Genomic DNA, 17,417 nt, shown 5'->3' with positions numbered 1-17,417 from the left:
CATGACGAAAAACACCCTACTGTTTTCCGCCATCGGGATCGTTGCGCTGGCAGTGTTCCCGCTGTTCGTCACGAACCCGTATTACGTGCACCTGGTCGAGACCATCCTGATCTATGCCATCCTGCTGTTCGGCCTGGACATCGTGGTCGGCTACACCGGGCAGGTGTCGCTCGGCCACGCCGGCCTGTTCGGCATCGGCTCCTACGTGACGGCGGTGCTGATCATGCACTTCGGCACACCGTGGTTCCTGGCGGTGCCCGCCAGTATCGTCGTGACCGCCCTGTTCGGCGCCATCCTGGCACTGCCGGCGCTGCGCGTCACCGGGCCCTACCTTGCGATGGTGACGCTGGCCTTTGGCACCATCATCCAGATCCTGATCAACGAGATGTCCTTCATCACACAAGGGCCGATGGGCATCACGCTGACCAAGCCGAGTTTGTTCGGGCGCGAGCTGCACGAGACCGAATACTTCTACATGGTGGCGGTCTTCATGGTCGCGGCGCTGACCGTGGTGCACTTCCTGCTGAAATCCCACTTCGGGCGCGCCTTCGAAGCCCTGCGCGACAGCCCGATCGCCTCGGACTGCATGGGCGTATCGGTCTACCGCTACAAGGTGTATGCCTTCGTCATCAGCGCCGGCCTGGCGGGCCTGGCGGGCAGCCTGTATGCCTATTCCGAGCAGTACGTCTCGCCGAACACCTACAACTTCGAGCTGACCATCCTGTTCCTGCTGGCCGTGATCATGGGCGGGCGCAAGACCCGCACCGGCTCCATCATCGGCGCCATCATCGTCGTCATGCTGCCCAGCCTGCTGGCCGATATCGTGCTGTTCCGCCAGATCGCGCTGGCCGCCGCCGTGCTGGGCGTGCTTGGATCGGCCGTGGCCCTGGCGCGCGGGCGCACCACGGCGCGCAAGGTACTGGTGCCCCTGGTGGCGACCATCGGCCTTGCCGTCTGGGCCTACCGCATCGAGAACATGGTCGACTGGCGCCTGACCATCTTCGGCCTGATGACCCTGTTCGTCGTCTACTACCTGCAGGACGGCATCGTCGGCTTCTTCCGCCAGCTGCTGGGGCGGCGCGTGGCGCACACCCGGGCCGTCGACGCCGACCGCCAGACCGACCCGTTCGAGGGTGTTGCGATGGGCAGCGGCAGCGGCGATTTGCTGCGTGCCGAGCAGATCCTGATGCAGTTCGGCGGCCTGAAGGCGCTGAACCAGGTCGATTTGAACGTGCAGCGTGGCGCCGTGCACGGCCTGATCGGCCCGAACGGCTCGGGCAAGAGCACGATGATGAACGTCCTCACCGGCATCTACAAACCCACCGCCGGCAGGGTGGTGTTCGCCGGCGACACCATCACCGGCCGTTCGCCGTCGCAGATTGCGCTCGGCGGCGTGGCGCGCACCTTCCAGAACGTGCAGCTGTTCGGCGAAATGACCGCCACCGAGAACGTGCTGGTCGGCCTGCACCACAGCTTCCGCTCGAACGTGTTCGACGCCATGGTGAAAACCCCGCGCCTGCGCCGCGAGGAAGCGGCGGCAAGGAAGCGCGCCGCGGCCATCCTGGAATTCGTCGGACTGTCCGACCTGGCCGACGAGGAGGCGCGCAACCTCCCCTACGGCAAGCAGCGCCTGCTGGAGATCGGCCGCGCGCTCGGGCTGAACCCGCGCCTGCTGCTGCTCGACGAACCGGCCGCCGGGCTTACTGCTCCCGACATCCGCGAGCTGATGGCCATCATCCGCAAGATCCGCGACCACGGCATCACCATCATCCTGATCGAGCACCACATGGACGTGGTGATGTCGATCTCGGACACCGTGACCGTGCTCGACTTCGGCCAGAAGATCGCCGAGGGCAACCCGGCCAGCGTCCAGGCCGACCCGAAAGTCATCGAGGCCTACCTGGGCGGCGCCAGCGAGCCGGCCCCGTCTGCCCCCGCTGCCCCGTCGGCCACCGCCGCGGCGCGCACCTGAAAGGAGCAACCCATGCTGAGCATACAGAATCTGGAAGCGGCCTACGGCAAGGTGCAGGTCCTGCACGGCATCTCGCTCGAGGTGCCGAAGGGCAGCCTGGTGACCCTGATCGGCTCCAACGGCGCCGGCAAGACCACCACCATGCGCGCCATCTCGGGCATGATCAAGCCGCGCGGCGGCAAGGTCACGCTGGACGGCAAGGACATCACCGGCCTGGACTCGCACCGCATCGCGCGCAGCGGCCTGGCGCATTCGCCGGAAGGGCGGCGCGTGTTCGCCACCATGAGCGTGACCGACAATCTGCTGCTGGGCGCCTTTCCGCGCTTTACCCGCGCGCGCCCAAAGGGCGACGTGCAGCACGACCTGGAGCGGGCGATGGAACTCTTCCCGCGCCTGAAGGAACGACGCGAGCAGTTGGCCGGCACGCTCTCCGGCGGCGAGCAGCAGATGCTGGCCATGGCGCGCGCCGTGATGCTGAACCCGGACGTGGTGCTGCTCGACGAACCCTCGATGGGCCTGGCGCCGATCCTGGTCGAAGAGGTGTTTCGCATCATCACGCGCCTGAAGGCCGAGGGCGTGACCATGCTGCTGGTCGAGCAGTTCGCCGCCGCCGCCCTGAACGTGGCCGACTATGGCTACGTGCTGGAGAACGGCCGCATCTCGGTGCATGGCCCGGCGGAGAGCCTGAAGCACGATCCGAAGGTGGTGGCGGCCTACCTCGGGGGCGGCCACGCGCACTGATGGCGCGGGCGCCGGCGCGATGGACCTGCACCTGAGGAGCTTGCATATGCGGGGCCTGCACGTGACAGGAGCGGCGTGATGGGCGCGGCGGCGAACGACACCGGCGGCCTGGCGGGGCGCGACTACCTCGCCGCCCTGTGCGTGGTGCTGGTCTGGGGCACCAACTTCGTGGCCATGAAGCTCGGCCTGCGCGAACTGACGCCCTTCCAGCTCGGCGCCGGGCGCTACCTGTTCGCCTTCCTGCCGCTGGCCCTGTTCGTGCGTCCGCCACGCCTGCCGGTGCGCTGGGTGCTGCTGTACGGGCTGTTCCAGGGCGTCGGCCAGTTCGGTTTGCTGTTCCTGGCGCTGCGCGCCGGCATGTCGGCGGCGCTGGCGCCAGTAATGCTGCAGATGCAGGTCTTCTTCACCGCCCTGCTCGGCTTCCTGCTGCTGGGCGAGCGCGTCGGCCGGCCGCTACAGGCGGCAATGGCGATCGCGGCCCTGGGCCTGGCCTGCTTCTGCGCCGATTTCTTCGGGCGCGGCTCGGAGGTGACGGTCATCGGCCTGGTGCTGACTGTCGCCTCGGGCGCGATGTGGGGCGCCTCGAACATCGTGGTGCGGCGCATCCGCGACATCGCGCCGGACTTCGACGTCCTCTCCTTCATGGTCTGGAGCAGCCTGGTGGCGGTGCCGCCGTTTGTCTTGCTGTCGCTCGCCTTCGATCCGCCCGGCACGCGCTGGGACTGGCGCGGCCTGTCGATGACAGGCTGGGCCTCGCTGGCCTACCTCGGCTGGTTCGCCACCATCCTCGGCTATGCGATGTGGACCGGCCTGCTGAAACGCCATCCGGCGAACCGCGTGGCGCCCTTCAGCCTGGCCGTGCCGCCGGTGGGCATCGCGGCCGGCATGCTCGCATTGGGCGACCGCATCACGCCCTGGCAATGGGCGGGCATCGTGCTGATCGTGCTGTCGCTGGCGCTGGTGGTGTTCGGCCCGCGCTGGCGAATGCGCCTGCGCAGTCCCGGCGCACCGCTATAATGTCGGGTTTAACGTTCCCGGCAAATCCATGGACTTTTCCAAACTCAAGCTCTACTCCGGCTCGCGCGCTTTCTGGTTCCTGTTCGGCATGATCCTCGGTGTCAGCGGGCTCTTTCTCGGCCTGCAGCGCGGCCTGGTGGGCGAATCGCTGGTCGGCTTCGGCCTGATCGTGCTCGGCATCCAGGGCCTGCTGCGTCCGGTCGTGCTGTCGCGCGCCGGCAAGATCAGCAAGGAAGAAATGTCGCGCGACGTGTCGATCGGCAGCGATGCGCTGCACGGCGGTTTGTCGCTGCTGATGGCCGGCGCGCTGGTCGTCGGTTTCGTCCTGAAATACCTTGTCAAGATGTAAGGGAGCCCGGCGGCGCGGCATGGCGCACGCGCCACGCGCCGCAATCAGCCCTGTCGGTCCGGCTTCCGCTCCGGTATCATGTCGGGATGAATGCAATCTTTACCCCTCCGTTTGTCATTGGTGTCGCCGGCGGTAGCGGCAGTGGCAAGTCAACGGTGTCCCAGCAAGTCCTCGCCTCGTTCGGCACCGACGTCGTCTCGGTCGTGATGCAGGACGATTACTACCGCGACCAGTCCGACCTCACCCCTGAAGTACGCCGCAAGCAGAACTACGACCACCCGCAGGCCTTCGACTGGCCGCTGCTGGTGCAGCACGTGCGCGCCCTGCGCAACGGCGAAGCGATCGAGATGCCGGAATACGACTTCACGATCGACAACCGCTCGAACAAGACCATCCCCGTCAAGCCGGCGCCGATCATCCTGATCGAAGGCCTGTTCGCCCTGTACGATGCCGACCTGCGCAAGATGATGTCGCTGAAGATCTTCGTCGACACCGCGCCCGACGTCCGCTTCATCCGCCGCATGCAAAGGGATATCAACGAGCGTGGTCGCACGGTGGAAAGCATCGTCGACCAGTACCTGGAAACGGTGCGCCCGATGCACAAGCAGTTCATCGAGCCGACCAAGCGCCACGCCGACGTGATCCTGCCGCACGGCGCCAATGGCCCGGCGGTCGACGTCATCACCACCAAGGTCGCGAGCGTGATCGGCGGGCTCAAGCGCCTTTAAGGCTCATTGCCCGAACAGGTCGTGCGCGTCGAGGATGGCGTAGGCGATCTCGGGCCGCTCCTGCAATAGCCGCCGCACCGCGGCCGGCACCGACTGCCGCACCTTCTTGCACAGGCCTGGCTTTTCCTCGAGCACGACGATGATGCCGCGCACGGTGCGCACTTCGTTCGGCCCCGGCTCGATGCGCAGCTCGGCGCCGACGTTCTGGCGGATCAGGGCCTGCACGTGCTGCAGGTCCTGGTAATCGCGCACGCGCTCGATGCGCGCCACCAGGTTCTGCTCCTGCTTGCGGTCGATGGCCAGCGGCCGGTGGTCGCCCGCGGGATCGGCCAGCAGCCGCTCGCGCTCGCACACGCAGGCGCCGGGCGGACACTCCACCCGCACCGGGAACGGCAGCTGGACGGCGGGCCCGTTCATGCTTGCGGCCCTCCCCCGGCGCGATGCGTGGCGTCCGTCTCCGGTCCGCCGGGCGCGCAGTCCGGCTCCTGGCTGCGGGGCGCGGCAGCGTCATCGTGCGCGGCCGGCATGGCGCCTCCGGTCACCGTGTCGAGCAGCGCGCGCATGCGCTTGTGGTGCGATCCCTTCCAGTACACGCGCCGGCACGCCTCGCAGGTCGTGAATTCCTCGTGCAACTCGCGCACCGAGGGCGGCAGCGCGTCCAGCACCAGCGCCTTGTCGACCGCGCGCAGGGCCAGGTTGCAGTGCAGGCAAAGCGAGAACGGCTGGGCGCCCGGCGCCAGGCCGAGGCGCTCGAAGAGTTCGCGGAACTGGATTTCCGGCTTGATCGCGTGCAGGTAGCAACCCCGCGACACGGCGCGCCGCTTGAGCAGCTCGCGGTCGCGCGTGAGCACGATGCGGTCATCCCGGGCTGCAATGGCGACGATCTCGTCGTCGCGGTAACCGTTGTCGTACAGGGTGTCGAAACCCGCCATGCGCAACAGGCGCGCCAGGCCGCCAAGGTGGGCGTCGGCCACGAAGCGCGGCGCGATCCGGGAATCGTGCGGCTGCTGCGGCTGCTGCGACCCCTGCGACTCCTGCGCCATGTGCAGCGGCTGCGGCAGGCGCGACAGCGACCTCACGTCCAGCATCCCGAAGCGCGGGTACACCGCGACCCGGTCGCCCTCCTCCAGCAGCCGCCCGAAGCCGCTCGATTCGCCGTTCACCAGGACCAGCGCGGCCTCGGTATGCGGCACGCCGAGCGCCTCGATCATGTGCTTGACGGTGGCGGCGCGCGCGCAAGGCGTGGCGAATTCCCGCCCGCGCCGCGCGCGCGGCAGGAAGCCGTTCAGTTCGTCGTAGAAGCGAAACGTCGCCGTGACCATGGCCGCAGTATCGCAGTATCAGGGCGCCAGCGGCGTTCCGTCACGGCAGGCACGGAGCACGTCGAGCGCATTCGGCACCGCCTCGAAGGCGGCCGTGTTGTCGAACACGCACCAGGCCCGGCGCCCGGCCGCGGCATAGTCGGCCAGCTCGCGCACCAGCGCCGCCAGGAAGGCGGGCGTGTAGGCCGAGTAATAGATGCGCGGCGTGCCGTGCAGGCGCATGTAGACGTCCCGGGTGGTCGGCACGTGCGGTCCTGGCTGGCCGGCCGCCGGGTCGGCGATCACGCGCGTGACGCCGAGTTCGCGCAGCAGGTCGGTGGCGGTGTCGCCGAACCAGCTCGGATGCCGGCCTTCGCAGGCCAACATGCAGCCGAAGCGATCGCGCAGGCGCAGGAAGAAGTCGCGCACGGTGAGGTCGTGGAAACCGAACTTGGGCGGCAGCTGCACCAGCAGCGCGCCCAGCTTGGGGCCGAGCTCCTTCACTTCGCCGGCAAAGCTGTCGAGCAGTGCATCGACGTCCTGCAACGCGGCGTCGTGGGTGATCGCGCGCGGCACCTTGACCGCGAAGCGGAAGTCCTCGGGCACGCACTCGGCCCAGCGCGCATAGGTCTTGGGCTGGTGCGGCCGGTAGAACGAGGAATTGATCTCCACCATGGGAAACACGGCGGCGTAGCGCTCGAGGTGGCTGCCCTCGGCCGGGAACGCGGGGGCGGCATCCTTGTGGATGCTCCAGCCGGCGCAGCCGATCAGGTGGGTGCAGGCATGGTCAGGCGCAGTCATCGAATCGGGGCTCGCTGTTTTGCAATATTGATAAGTTCAATTCTACGCGCCGCGCCCCTTCTACGGCGCATGCTTGGATGCGGACGCAGGCGAGATTGCAGGGGGAGGAATGCAGCGCCAGGATTGCAGCGGCGGGATTACAATCACGGCAACAGCCATTCGAGGAGAATCCGTGAGCGACCCCATCCACATCGTCTGCCCGCAATGCGAGGCCGTCAACCGCCTGGCCCCGGCACGCCTGCTTGACCAGCCCGTGTGCGGCAAGTGCGCGCAAGCCCTGTTCGCCGGCAAACCGCTGGACGTCACGTCCGAACAGTTCGCGCGCCACATCGGCCGCAACGACATCCCGGTGCTGGTCGATTTCTGGGCCGACTGGTGCGGGCCGTGCAAGATGATGGCGCCCCACTACGCGCAGGCGGCGCAGCGCCTCGAACCGCAGGTGCGCCTGCTGAAGGTGGACACCGAGCGCGCCCAGGATGTGTCGGCGCGCTTCGCGATCCGCAGCATTCCGACGCTGGCGCTGTTCAAGGGCGGGCGCGAGATCGCGCGCCAGGCCGGGGCCATGGATGCCGGGCGCATCGCGGCCTGGGTCCAATCGCACCTGTAGAGGATGTGAAAAAATCGCCAAGGCTGCGTTGCCTCGTCTCGCCGTACGCTCGTACTGTCTTCGACTCGGCGCCGGTAGGCCGTATCCCTTACCCTGCCGTTTTTTTCACATCCTCACAGGGACGCCGCGCACGCTTGGAACAGCTGGCAAAACAGCCACGGGTGGCTGCTACAATCCGGGCAAACGGGACCGACCCGAAGGAGAACAGCATGTCGCAACAACTCGTACTCGACGGCGATACCGAAGACGCCAGGCAGCTCGCGCGCATCCTCTACCTGGTGCATGCCGCCACCTTCTTTTTCTCGCTCGGCATGCTGTCGATCGTGCCGGTGATCGTCAATTACGTCAAACGCCCGGACACCGTGGGCATGGTCTACAGCCACCATAGCTGGATGATCCGTTCCTTCTGGTATTACGTGCTGTGGATGGTCGTCGGCGGCATCCTGTTCGCCACCGTGGTCGGCATTCCGCTGGCCTTCCTGGTGTGGGGCGTGGCCTGGGTGTGGAAGGCATATCGCCTGATTCGTGGTTTTTTGGATCTGAACAGCAACAAATCCATGCCTCTTTGACGACGTCTTTACGCTTTTCGGACATTCGCAGCTAGAATGATTGCCCAGTGGCATCAACAGGCATCAATACTCTCCAGGGCGAAACATGAAATCGGTACAGCAGGAAGTCGACGAACGCAGCAACCTCACGGGCACCAACAAATTCGAACTGCTGCTGTTCCGCCTCGGCGGCGACGAGCACGGCGAGCGCAGCGAACTATTCGGTATCAACGTCTTCAAGATCCGCGAAATCGTCGCCATGCCGGCGATCACCGCGGTGGCCGGTTCGCCGCCGCACGTGCTGGGCGTGGTCAACCTGCGCGGCCAGATTATCCAGGTGCTAGACTTGCCGGCGATTGCCGGCGTCAAGCCCAAGACCGGCCTGAACATCATGCTGGTGACCGAGTTCGCGCGTACCACCCAGGCCTTTGCCGTCGAGAGCGTCGAGGAAATCGTGCGCCTCGACTGGAGCCAGGTGATGTCGGCCGAAAAGAGCGCCGGCAGCGGCATGGTCACCAGCATCGCCCGCCTCGATGGCGAAAACGGCGAACCGGGCCGCCTGGCCCAGGTGCTCGACGTGGAAACTATCCTGCGCAACATGAACCCGGATGCCGGCCCGGAAATCAGCCAGCAGACGGTTGGCGCGCGCATCCAGATCAAGCCCGGCTCGATCGTGCTGGCGGCCGACGATTCGGTGGTGGCGCGCGCCCTCATCGAACAGGGCCTGGACGCGATGGGCCTGCCCTATGTGATGACCAAGAGCGGCAAGGAATGCTGGGACCAGCTCAACAGCATCGCGGCCCAGGCCGAAGCCGAGGGCAAGAGCATCAACGACAAGGTGGCCCTGGTGCTGACCGACCTCGAGATGCCGGAGATGGACGGCTTCACGCTCACCCGGAATGTGAAGAAGAATGCGCGCTTCGGGAATATCCCGGTGGTGATCCACTCGTCGCTGTCGGGGACCACGAACGAGGAACACGTCAAGAACGTGGGCGCGGATGCGTATGTGGCCAAGTTCTCGGCAGAGGATTTGTCGGCGACCTTGCGGCGGGTGTTGAAGCAGTAATTTTTGTTGGTCGGTAAGTTTGCGGGCGTCCCGGTGGCGTTTCGATTGTTCGGGCGCCGTACCGCGTGGGCTCAAGAGCCCACCCTACGAAAATCGGCCTCTTGTAGGGTGGGCACTCGTGCCCACGCGGTTGCCCCATCAGAACAGAGTTGGGGCCAGCATCACAGCGTCGACAAAGCCCGCTCGATATCCGCAATCAAGTCATCCGGCTCTTCCAGCCCGATATTGAAGCGCACCAGCGTCCCCTTCTCCTGCCAGTCGCGCCGGATCGCCGCCATCCTGTACGGCACCACCAGGCTGTTCGCCCCGCCCCAGCTGTAACCCAGCCCGAACAACTCCAGCGAATCGACGAAGCGGTCCGTCTGCTCCTCGGTATACCGCTCGTCGAAGATCACCGAGAACAGCCCGCCCGCGCCCGTGAAATCGCGCTGCCAGTTTTCGTGCCCCGGGCACTCTTCGAAGGCCGGGTGCAGCACGCGCACGATCTCGGGCCGCTCCTTGAGCCAGGCCGCCACCTTGCGCGCTGCCCGGTCATGGGCCTCGAAGCGCAGCTTCATGGTCGGCAGGCCGCGCATGACCAGGTAGGCGTCGTCCGGGCTGACACCCAGGCCGAGGCGCATGTGCGCGGTGGCCAGCCTGTCGTGCACGGCGCGGTCGCGCGTGATGACGGCGCCCATCAGCAGGTCCGAGCCGCCTGACTGGTACTTGGTCAGCGCATGCATGACGATGTCGACGCCAAGGTCGAAGCCGCGCAGGGCCAGGCCGGCGGACCAGGTGTTGTCGAGCGCCACCAGCACGCCCTGTTCGTGGGCGGCGGCGCAGATGGCGCGCAGGTCGGGCACTTCCATCGAGACCGAGCCGGGGGCTTCGGCCCAGACCAGCTTCGTGTTCGGCTGGATCAGCGCACGGATGCCGGCGCCGATCATGGGGTCGTAGTAGCGCGCGGTGATGCCGAAGTCCTGCTGCAGCCAGCGGCCCAGTTCGCGGTTCGGGTTGTAGACGTTGTCGGGCAGGAGGACGTCGTCGCCGCTTTTCAGGAAGGCGAAGTCGACCATCGAGATCGCGGACAAGCCGGAGGGGGCGAGCAGGCAGTGGGCGCCGCCTTCGATTTCGGCCAGGCGTGCTTCCAGGGTAAAGGTGGTGGGCGTGCCGTGCAGGCCGTAGGTGTAGGCGGTCTTGTTCTTCCAGTCGCCGGAACGGAGGGCCGCGACGTTCTCGAACAGGACGGTGGAGGCGCGGTGGATGCCGGGTGGGTAGGCGTCGAAGCCGGTCGGCGCGGTGTAATCGGTGTGGATCAGGGTGGTCTGGAGGGACTTCTTGGTCATGGGGGCCCTTTCATACGATGAGTTCGAGTTAGCCAGAAATGACAATGCCGGCGCTGCTGGTTCTGCAAGCGGCCGGCATTTCTACGGTGCTATACCGCGTGGGCACGAGTGCCTGCGCGGCCCGGCCCACCCTACAACGTCAACACCCTATCTTACGCGACGCTGGCCCACAGGTCGTGGGCGTCGGCCTTGGTGATGACCACGTCGGCGAACTGGCCGACGGCGAGCTTGGCCTTGCCCGGCACCAGCGAACGCTTGATGTGGACGACGCCGTCGATTTCCGGGGCGTCGGCGCTCGACCTGCCGATGGCTTCGCGCGGGTTGACTTCGTCGATGATCACACGCATGGTCTTGCCGACTTTCGCCTGCAGGCGCTTGGCGGAGATTTCTTCCTGCAGCAGCATGACGCGGGCGCGGCGTTCTTCGCGCACTTCCTCCGGCACCGGGTTATCCAGCAGGTTGGCGGTCGCGCCTTCCACCGGCGAGTAGGCGAAGCAGCCCAGGCGGTCGATCTGCGCTTCACGCAGGAAGTCCAGCAGGTATTCGAACTCGGCTTCGGTTTCGCCCGGGAAGCCGGCGATGAAAGTCGAGCGGATCGTCAGGTCCGGATTCATCTTGCGCCAGGCCAGGATGCGGTCCAGGTTCTTTTCGCCGCTGGCCGGACGCTTCATGCGCTTCAGGACGTCCGGATGTGCGTGCTGCATCGGGATGTCGAGGTAAGGCAGCACGTGGCCGTCGCCCATCAGCGGGATCGCCTGGTCGACGTGCGGATACGGGTAGACGTAGTGCAGGCGCACCCAGGCGTCGTACTGGCGCGCCAGCTGGCCCAGGGCCTCGACCAGCTGCGTCATGTGGGTTTTCACCGGGCGGCCGTTCCAGAAGCCGGTGCGGAACTTCACATCCACGCCATAGGCCGAGGTGTCCTGCGAAATGACCAGCAGTTCCTTCACGCCGGCCTTGAACAGGTTTTCCGCTTCGGTGAGGACTTCATGGATCGGGCGCGAGACCAGGTCGCCGCGCATCGACGGGATGATGCAGAAGCTGCAGCGGTGGTTGCAGCCTTCGGAAATCTTCAGGTAGGCGTAGTGCTTCGGGGTCAGCTTGACGCCGTGGTCCGGCACCAGGTCGATGAAGGGATCGTGCGGCTTCGGCAGGTGGGTGTGGACCGAGCTCATGACCTCGGCCACGGCATGCGGACCGGTCACGGCCAGCACCTTCGGGTGCACCTTGGTGATGATGTCCTGGCCCGCCGCATCCTTCTTCGCGCCCAGGCAGCCGGTGACGATCACTTTACCGTTCTCGGCCAGGGCTTCGCCGATGGCGTCGAGCGACTCCTGCACCGCGGCGTCGATGAAGCCGCAGGTGTTGACGATCACCAGGTCGGCGCCGTCGTAGGACTTGGCGGTCTGGTAGCCCTCGGCACGCAGCTGGGTCAGGATCTGCTCGGAGTCGACCAGCGCCTTCGGGCAGCCGAGCGAAACGAAGCCGACCTTCGGGGCAACGGCGGCGCCGGTGACGGCATCGATACTGGTGGGGAGAGGATTACGACGGAGTTCGGTCATGGAGAAGGACGGCAAATATTCGGGGCAATCGGAGATTGTACCCGAAGCGGGGCAAGCTTGGCAGCCCTCGGGTAGGCCCTGTTACCGCCGGCGCAACAGGGCGAGTCCTTCAACCGGCCTGTGCGCGGTCGCGCATCGGCGTTTCGTGGCGTGCCGCCGGTTCGAACACCAGCTCCGGCACGATCACTTCCCAGTCGTCGCAACGGACCCGGTCGAGGTAGTCCGGGTCCGTGTCCTTGCGCCGGCGCGTGACGACGGCGTGCACGTAGGCCTGTATGCAATGCATGCCGGGAGGCGGCTGGAACGACCTGGCCAGGCGGCCCACGACCTGGCCGGTCGCGTTGTGCAGCTCCCATCCGCGCAAACCTTGCGCCAGCAGCAACGGGGAACCGGCCCCGAGCGCCGCAATGGCCGCATGGACCGGATCGGCCTTCCCGTAACGCCCGGCATGGCCGAGATCGATGTCGGACAGCGTCGGCCGCAGGTAGCGCCGCTCCCGCGGCAAGGGCGAGGCTTGCGTGGGCAGCGTGCGCAGCAGCGCGCAGGGAGCATCGGCCAGGCGCGTGAGGTAAGGGTGGCCGCTGTCCGTGTCGGCCAGCATGAGGGTGTGGCGTGCCCGTGTCATGGCAACATAGAACAGGCGGCGCGACGCGTCCGGGTCCTCGTTCGGGCTGGAACGGCCCCAGCCGCCATCAAGCACGGCAACATGGTCGAACTCCAGCCCCTTGGCGCGGTGCGCCGTGAGCAGCAGCAGGCCGCCCTGGCGGCGGCGCAATTCCCGGCCCCACTCGGCCAGCCATTCGACGAAGTGCTCGCCCGGCAGCTCGGCCCCGCCGGTATCGAGTGCGTACTGTCCGGCGGCGTCGCGCAGCACCTCCCACCATGGCCCGCTACCCTGCGCCAGGATGGCGTCCTGGATGTCCGCGGCGCGCAGCAGGCCGTCCGGCCGCGCGCGCAGGCTGGCGACGAGCTGGCGCGTTTCGCGCAGGTGCCAGCAGTGCAGCATCTCCTGGTCGGCCATCTGCACCGGAATGCCGTTCATTTCGCAGTAGCTGCGCACGGGTTCCAGCGTTTTCCAGTCGCGCGCGATCACCGCCACGCGGTTCCAGCTCCAGGTGGACGAGAGACTGGCCAGGCGCCGCAGTTCGCCCATGATCCCCAGCGCCTGGCGCCCTGCCCCGCTGCCGGTGCGCAGTACCTGCACCCGCCCCTGCGCCAGCGGATCGATTTCCTGCCAGCTGCCGCCCGGCGCGGCGCGCAGGCGGGCGCGGTCGACGCCGATCGGGTGCCCGGTCTTCATGCGGCCGGCGGCCGGCTCGATGATGCGGTTAGCGGCATCGACGATATGGTGGGTGGAACGGTAGTTCTCGACCAGGAAGGCTGGCCTGGCATCGTAGTCGGCCTCGAAACGCCGGATGAAATCGACGCTGGCGCCGCCGAAGGCGTAGATGTTCTGGTCGTCGTCGCCCACCGCGAACAGGCTCAGGCGTCCATCCTCGTCGGAACGGGTACGGCCGGCGATGGCGGAAATGAGCGCGTACTGCCCCGGGCCGATGTCCTGGTATTCGTCGACCAGCACCCAGCGAAAGCCGGCGAGCAGGCGGTCGCGCTGGGCATCGGCTTCGTCGGGCGCAGCGCCATCGCCCTGCAGCAGGGCCACCGCGGCACGCATCACCTCGTCGAAGGCATCCTCGTTCTGCGCGGCGTGCTTGCGAAAACTCGTGCCGGTCAGGCGCATGGCGAATGCATGACAGGTCATGACCATCACGCCGCGCGCGTCGTCGCCGATCAGCTCGCTCAGCCGGCGCCGGATCTCGATCGCGGCATGCCGGTTGTAGGCCAGTGCCAGGATGCCATGCGGGTTTTCGCGCCGGACCCGCACCAGGTAAGCGATGCGGTGCACCAGCACCCGCGTCTTGCCTGAGCCGGGGCCGGCCAGCGCCAGCACATTGGTCTGCTCGCGGTCGTCGGCAACGATCTTTTGCTGGTGCGGATTGTTCAGGCTCTCTACGATGGCGGTCCAGGACGCCGGCGTGGTCTGCCGCTCGAGTTCCTTTTGCGTCGCCGGCAGCCAGAGGCGCAAAAAGGCATCCCGGTCCAGCCTGAAATAATCGACGATCAGCTGCAGGGCCTGCGCAACGGCCTGCAGGCCGCGCCGCACGAACTCGGCCATCACGTGGATCTGCACGACCTGCTCGTCGTAATGCATCTTCAGGGGCGCAAAATCGGCCTTCACGAAATTGCGGCGCTCGGCCGCGAGGCGGATCGTCATTGCCGGCCGGAACACGGCCAGCCCCTTGTTCAAGCGGATCACTTCCTGCTCGTGCAGCCACAACAAGGCCCGGTCGAGCAGTTTTCCGGAATCCTTGATCTCCGCCAGCAGGACGACATCTTCCTTCAAGGCGGCATGCAGCCGGCCAAGGCTGGTTTCGGCCAGCAGGTCGGTGCCGCGCGCGCCCGCCGGCAAGGTCGACAGCAAGTGGCGCAGCACCAGGCTGGCCGCTTGCCGCCGCAGTTCGGCGGTGCGTACCAGCTTGCCCCATTCGCGCTGCAGCGTCACCTGCATGTGCTCGGCGTCCAGCCGGCGCAGGCGCAGGCTGCCGATGCCGCCATCCTCGGTACGGCCGTCGGCGGCCAGGCCATTGAGCAGGCGCACGATTTTCTCGGGTAAGGCGCCGGCGTTTCCCGCATCCTTGAGGGCCTGGGTTGCCTGGCGCAAGTGCAGCACCGAAGCGGCGCCGCGCTCCAGGTCCGGCGCGGCGCTGCGCAAGGCCTCGATCAGCGCGGTTTCGAGCGCCACGGCATCGTCGAGGCGCTTGAGCGACGCGTTGGCCACGCCCGCGTGCACATAGGCCGTCAGCAAGGTGTCGTTGCTGGCGATGCCAAGACGCTCGAGGTCGTACAGGGCGGCGCGCAGCTTCTGCGCATTCAGGCCGGACAGGCCCATCAGCTCGTCGGTCGAGATGCCCTCGTCGGCGTCGGCGCCGAGCATTGCCTGCACCAGCGCCAGCAGTGCATTACGGTAGCTGTCGAACAGGGACAAGCCCTCGAGCTTGCGGCGCGCCTCCTCGATCGACTGCACCTTGAGCGACGAGGGAAACACCTGGACGTGGTTTTCCTCGCGCAATAGCAGGCCCGCTTCTTCTAGCCACGACACCGCAGTGCGCACGCGGGTGTCGTCGGTGGTCTTGTCGCGTTCGAACACGCCTTCGCTGTCCTCGGCCAGGATCTCGCCCGGCGTGGCGATGACCTCCCCGTCGCCCTTTTTCTTGCGCTCGAGCGCACGCAAGGCGCGCAGGACCGAGCCGATCTCGCGCTGCGTGAGCCGCGACCTGGCCGACATGCCGAACTGGCGCTCGACATCGAGCGGCGAATACAGCAGGACACAGCGCGCATGGGCACGGTCGCGTCCGGCGCGGCCGGCTTCCTGCAGGTAGTTCTCGAGCGACCCGGGCATGTCGGCATGGATGACCAGGCGCACGTCGGGCTTGTCGATGCCCATGCCAAAGGCGTTGGTGGCGGCGATCACCTGCAGCTCGCCGCCGATGAAACGCTGCTGCGTGGTTTTCTTGGTCTCGGCGGCAAGTCCGGCGTGGAAATAGGCGGCGGCCACGCCCTTCTCTTGCAGATAGCGCGCGATCTCCTCGGTGTGCTTGCGCGAGGCGCAATAGACGATGGCGCCGCCGGGCGCGCCGGCCGGCAGTTCCTGCTCCAGCAAGCCGTGCACGCTGGCGAACTTCGCCGCCGGCGTCGTCGGCAAGAAATCGAATGCGAGGTTATCGCGGCGCGCGCCGCCGTTCAGGACCTGCAAGTCGACGCCGACCTTGTCGCGGAAATGGCCGACCATGTCCTGCACCACCTCGGGTTTCGCGGTCGCGGTCAGGCACAGGATGGTCGGCGGCGCGGCGCCCTGCGCCGATTCGCGGATGAAGCGGCCGACATAGCGGTAGTCGGGACGGAAATCGTGGCCCCACTTCGAGATGCAGTGCGCTTCGTCCAGCACCCACATCCCGATCTCGCGCTGCGACAAGACCTTGCGAACCGCCTTGCTGCGCAACTGTTCGGGCGCCACGATCAGGATCGCGACGTCGCCCAGGCGCACGCGGTCCAGGATATCGGCGCGTTCCGGCAAGGACAGCAGTCCATTGATGGCCGCGCTGCTGGCGATCCCGCGCGCTTCGAGACCGGCGACCTGGTCGGCCATCAGCGCCACCAGCGGCGAGATCACGACCGTCAATGCGCCGGTCTTGTCATAGCGCGACAGGGCGGGAATCTGGTAGCACAGCGACTTGCCGGTGCCGGTTGGCAAAATGCCCAGCACATGCCGCCCCGCCATAGCGGCCTCAACAATGGTTTGCTGCAGGGGTTTGCCGTCGTCGCCCGCCGGCTCCGGCCTGAAAGCGTCGAATCCGAACCAGCGCTGCAATTCCTTGCGGGCATCGTGGCGCTCGGCGCACCAGCCACAGGCGGGATCGCCACACGGCGTGTCGCGCAGCCTGCGCACGATGTCGCCGGCTTGCGGGTACTGGTGCCGCACCCAGGGCGGCATCACCGAGTTGCTGCTCGACACAGACAGCCAGGCGAGCGCATAGGCAAGCGGCCAGCCTAGCTCGTGCGCCTCCTCGACGCAGCGACCTGCCTGCGTGGCGCAGCCCAGGCCATCGAGATAACGTGCAATCGCGGCGCGCCCTGTGTCGTCGGAGGGACGCGGCAGGCGCCGGATCGTCGTGAAAAAGGCGTTCAGGCCGGATACCGTGGTATCGGTCGTGGTCAGCCAGTGCCAGGCAGCCAGGAGATCGGGGTCGCTGCGCGCCGTGTCCTGCAGCGCCGCCAGCTGGTCGCGCAAGACATGCAAGGTCAGCCGGGCGTCGAGTTCCGGGTCGTTCAGCTGGCCGCGCTGGAGTTGCCCGTCCTGGTAATGCTTGACCAGGCGGTGGTAGGGGTTGCGCGGAAAGGCCAGCGGATTCAGGCAGAGCGTGTCCACCACCGGCAGCTGCAACAGCTTCAGGTCGGGACTGGCTGCCGCCAGGTGCGCCCGGTCGAAGGCGATGAAGTTGTGGCCAAGGACGAATGCCGCCGCGCCGGCGAATTCGTCGAGCATTGCCAGAGCCTGGGCCAGGTCGCCGCGACGGAACACACAGGCATTGCCGGTGTCGCCGAGCACGCCGGCAAAGGCATGGATCGTGTTGTCCGTGACACCGACTTCGAGGTCGATGGAAATGCAGCGCGGCGCAAACGCCGCCGCTTCCGCGGGCCGTGCCTGCATATCCGGCGGCGTACCCGGTGAAGCGTGCTGCACCGTATTCGTGTCAATCGACAGCATGGTCTTCATGAAGCGGCCGGCCCCGGAAGGATGCATCAGGCGCCAGGAGAAGCGCGCCTGCCCGGGCCTGGCGGGAA

14 protein-coding genes are annotated in these 17,417 nt (G+C 66.9%); 8 read left to right on the top strand and 6 right to left on the bottom strand.

Annotated elements, in window-relative coordinates; genetic code table 11:
* Nucleotide 1: 1 nt before the first annotated feature.
* From ACWYRN_RS20070 to udk, 5 genes are all read left to right on the top strand, one after another.
* Nucleotides 2-1,972 carry a branched-chain amino acid ABC transporter ATP-binding protein/permease gene (locus ACWYRN_RS20070; protein ID WP_488689424.1) on the top strand — a complete coding sequence of 657 codons (1,971 nt, stop codon included), beginning with the start codon at nucleotides 2-4 and terminating at the stop codon, nucleotides 1,970-1,972.
* A gap of 12 nt (nucleotides 1,973-1,984) precedes the next feature.
* Nucleotides 1,985-2,713 carry an ABC transporter ATP-binding protein gene (locus ACWYRN_RS20065; RefSeq protein WP_488689423.1) on the top strand — a complete coding sequence of 243 codons (729 nt, stop codon included), beginning with the start codon at nucleotides 1,985-1,987 and terminating at the stop codon, nucleotides 2,711-2,713.
* 78 nt (nucleotides 2,714-2,791) lie between these two features.
* Nucleotides 2,792-3,730 (top strand): EamA family transporter, encoded by a 939-nt coding sequence (locus ACWYRN_RS20060; protein WP_488689422.1) that lies wholly within the window; start codon nucleotides 2,792-2,794, stop codon nucleotides 3,728-3,730.
* A gap of 28 nt (nucleotides 3,731-3,758) precedes the next feature.
* Nucleotides 3,759-4,079, top strand: coding sequence for a hypothetical protein (locus ACWYRN_RS20055; RefSeq protein ID WP_488689420.1), 321 nt, complete (start codon nucleotides 3,759-3,761; stop codon nucleotides 4,077-4,079).
* Nucleotides 4,080-4,165: 86 nt separating this feature from the next.
* On the top strand, nucleotides 4,166-4,807 hold the full coding sequence (udk, locus tag ACWYRN_RS20050; RefSeq protein WP_488689419.1) for a uridine kinase: 642 nt from the start codon (nucleotides 4,166-4,168) through the stop codon (nucleotides 4,805-4,807).
* A gap of 3 nt (nucleotides 4,808-4,810) precedes the next feature.
* On the opposite strand, the gene ACWYRN_RS20045 is transcribed toward udk, so the two are convergent.
* Genes ACWYRN_RS20045 through ACWYRN_RS20035 form a run of 3 tightly spaced genes read right to left on the bottom strand, consistent with a single transcriptional unit; the run spans nucleotide 4,811 to nucleotide 6,909 of the window.
* Nucleotides 4,811-5,224: a hypothetical protein gene (locus tag ACWYRN_RS20045; protein ID WP_488689417.1), complete on the bottom strand. Its 414-nt coding sequence runs from the start codon at nucleotides 5,222-5,224 to the stop codon at nucleotides 4,811-4,813.
* Nucleotides 5,221-6,129, bottom strand: coding sequence for a Mut7-C RNAse domain-containing protein (locus ACWYRN_RS20040; RefSeq protein WP_488689416.1), 909 nt, complete (start codon nucleotides 6,127-6,129; stop codon nucleotides 5,221-5,223). Before ACWYRN_RS20040 ends, ACWYRN_RS20045 begins: the two co-directional genes overlap by 4 nt.
* A gap of 18 nt (nucleotides 6,130-6,147) precedes the next feature.
* Nucleotides 6,148-6,909, bottom strand: a complete 762-nt coding sequence (locus ACWYRN_RS20035; protein ID WP_488689414.1) for a DUF72 domain-containing protein — start codon at nucleotides 6,907-6,909, stop codon at nucleotides 6,148-6,150.
* A gap of 172 nt (nucleotides 6,910-7,081) precedes the next feature.
* On the opposite strand from ACWYRN_RS20035, the gene trxC reads away from it, so the two are divergent.
* The 3 genes from trxC (at nucleotide 7,082) to ACWYRN_RS20020 (ending at nucleotide 9,130) form a co-directional block, all read left to right on the top strand.
* Entirely contained in the window at nucleotides 7,082-7,516 is a 435-nt protein-coding gene (gene trxC, locus ACWYRN_RS20030) for a thioredoxin TrxC (RefSeq protein WP_488689413.1), read from the top strand.
* Between the two features lie 209 nt (nucleotides 7,517-7,725).
* Complete coding sequence (locus ACWYRN_RS20025) at nucleotides 7,726-8,085, top strand: DUF4870 family protein (protein WP_488689412.1); 360 nt, start codon at nucleotides 7,726-7,728, stop codon at nucleotides 8,083-8,085.
* A gap of 85 nt (nucleotides 8,086-8,170) precedes the next feature.
* On the top strand, nucleotides 8,171-9,130 hold the full coding sequence (locus ACWYRN_RS20020; protein ID WP_488689411.1) for a chemotaxis protein: 960 nt from the start codon (nucleotides 8,171-8,173) through the stop codon (nucleotides 9,128-9,130).
* A gap of 161 nt (nucleotides 9,131-9,291) precedes the next feature.
* Here ACWYRN_RS20020 and ACWYRN_RS20015 read toward each other — a convergent pair whose 3' ends face one another.
* The 3 genes from ACWYRN_RS20015 to ACWYRN_RS20005 form a co-directional block, all read right to left on the bottom strand.
* Nucleotides 9,292-10,455, bottom strand: coding sequence for a cystathionine beta-lyase (locus ACWYRN_RS20015; protein ID WP_488689409.1), 1,164 nt, complete (start codon nucleotides 10,453-10,455; stop codon nucleotides 9,292-9,294).
* A gap of 152 nt (nucleotides 10,456-10,607) precedes the next feature.
* Nucleotides 10,608-12,017 (bottom strand): 30S ribosomal protein S12 methylthiotransferase RimO, encoded by a 1,410-nt coding sequence (gene rimO / locus ACWYRN_RS20010; protein ID WP_488689408.1) that lies wholly within the window; start codon nucleotides 12,015-12,017, stop codon nucleotides 10,608-10,610.
* Between the two features lie 109 nt (nucleotides 12,018-12,126).
* Entirely contained in the window at nucleotides 12,127-17,376 is a 5,250-nt protein-coding gene (locus tag ACWYRN_RS20005) for a RecQ family ATP-dependent DNA helicase (RefSeq protein ID WP_488689407.1), read from the bottom strand.
* Between the last annotated feature and the right edge of the window lie 41 nt (nucleotides 17,377-17,417).

The sequence above is a fragment of the Massilia sp. BAP21 genome, from assembly GCF_057801335.1.
This window is presented reverse-complemented; position numbering and strand designations above follow the sequence as displayed.

Excerpts from the sequence above, each read along its gene's own strand:
- rimO (WP_488689408.1), bottom strand. The coding sequence starts at position 12,017 with ATGACCGAACTCCGTCGTAATCCTCTCCCCACCAGTATCGATGCCGTC.
- ACWYRN_RS20005 (WP_488689407.1), bottom strand. The coding sequence starts at position 17,376 with ATGCATCCTTCCGGGGCCGGCCGCTTCATGAAGACCATGCTGTCGATT.
- ACWYRN_RS20055 (WP_488689420.1), top strand. The coding sequence starts at position 3,759 with ATGGACTTTTCCAAACTCAAGCTCTACTCCGGCTCGCGCGCTTTCTGG.
- ACWYRN_RS20045 (WP_488689417.1), bottom strand. The coding sequence starts at position 5,224 with ATGAACGGGCCCGCCGTCCAGCTGCCGTTCCCGGTGCGGGTGGAGTGT.
- ACWYRN_RS20040 (WP_488689416.1), bottom strand. The coding sequence starts at position 6,129 with ATGGTCACGGCGACGTTTCGCTTCTACGACGAACTGAACGGCTTCCTG.
- ACWYRN_RS20025 (WP_488689412.1), top strand. The coding sequence starts at position 7,726 with ATGTCGCAACAACTCGTACTCGACGGCGATACCGAAGACGCCAGGCAG.
- ACWYRN_RS20065 (WP_488689423.1), top strand. The coding sequence starts at position 1,985 with ATGCTGAGCATACAGAATCTGGAAGCGGCCTACGGCAAGGTGCAGGTC.
- ACWYRN_RS20035 (WP_488689414.1), bottom strand. The coding sequence starts at position 6,909 with ATGACTGCGCCTGACCATGCCTGCACCCACCTGATCGGCTGCGCCGGC.
- udk (WP_488689419.1), top strand. The coding sequence starts at position 4,166 with ATGAATGCAATCTTTACCCCTCCGTTTGTCATTGGTGTCGCCGGCGGT.
- ACWYRN_RS20060 (WP_488689422.1), top strand. The coding sequence starts at position 2,792 with ATGGGCGCGGCGGCGAACGACACCGGCGGCCTGGCGGGGCGCGACTAC.
- ACWYRN_RS20015 (WP_488689409.1), bottom strand. The coding sequence starts at position 10,455 with ATGACCAAGAAGTCCCTCCAGACCACCCTGATCCACACCGATTACACC.
- ACWYRN_RS20020 (WP_488689411.1), top strand. The coding sequence starts at position 8,171 with ATGAAATCGGTACAGCAGGAAGTCGACGAACGCAGCAACCTCACGGGC.
- ACWYRN_RS20070 (WP_488689424.1), top strand. The coding sequence starts at position 2 with ATGACGAAAAACACCCTACTGTTTTCCGCCATCGGGATCGTTGCGCTG.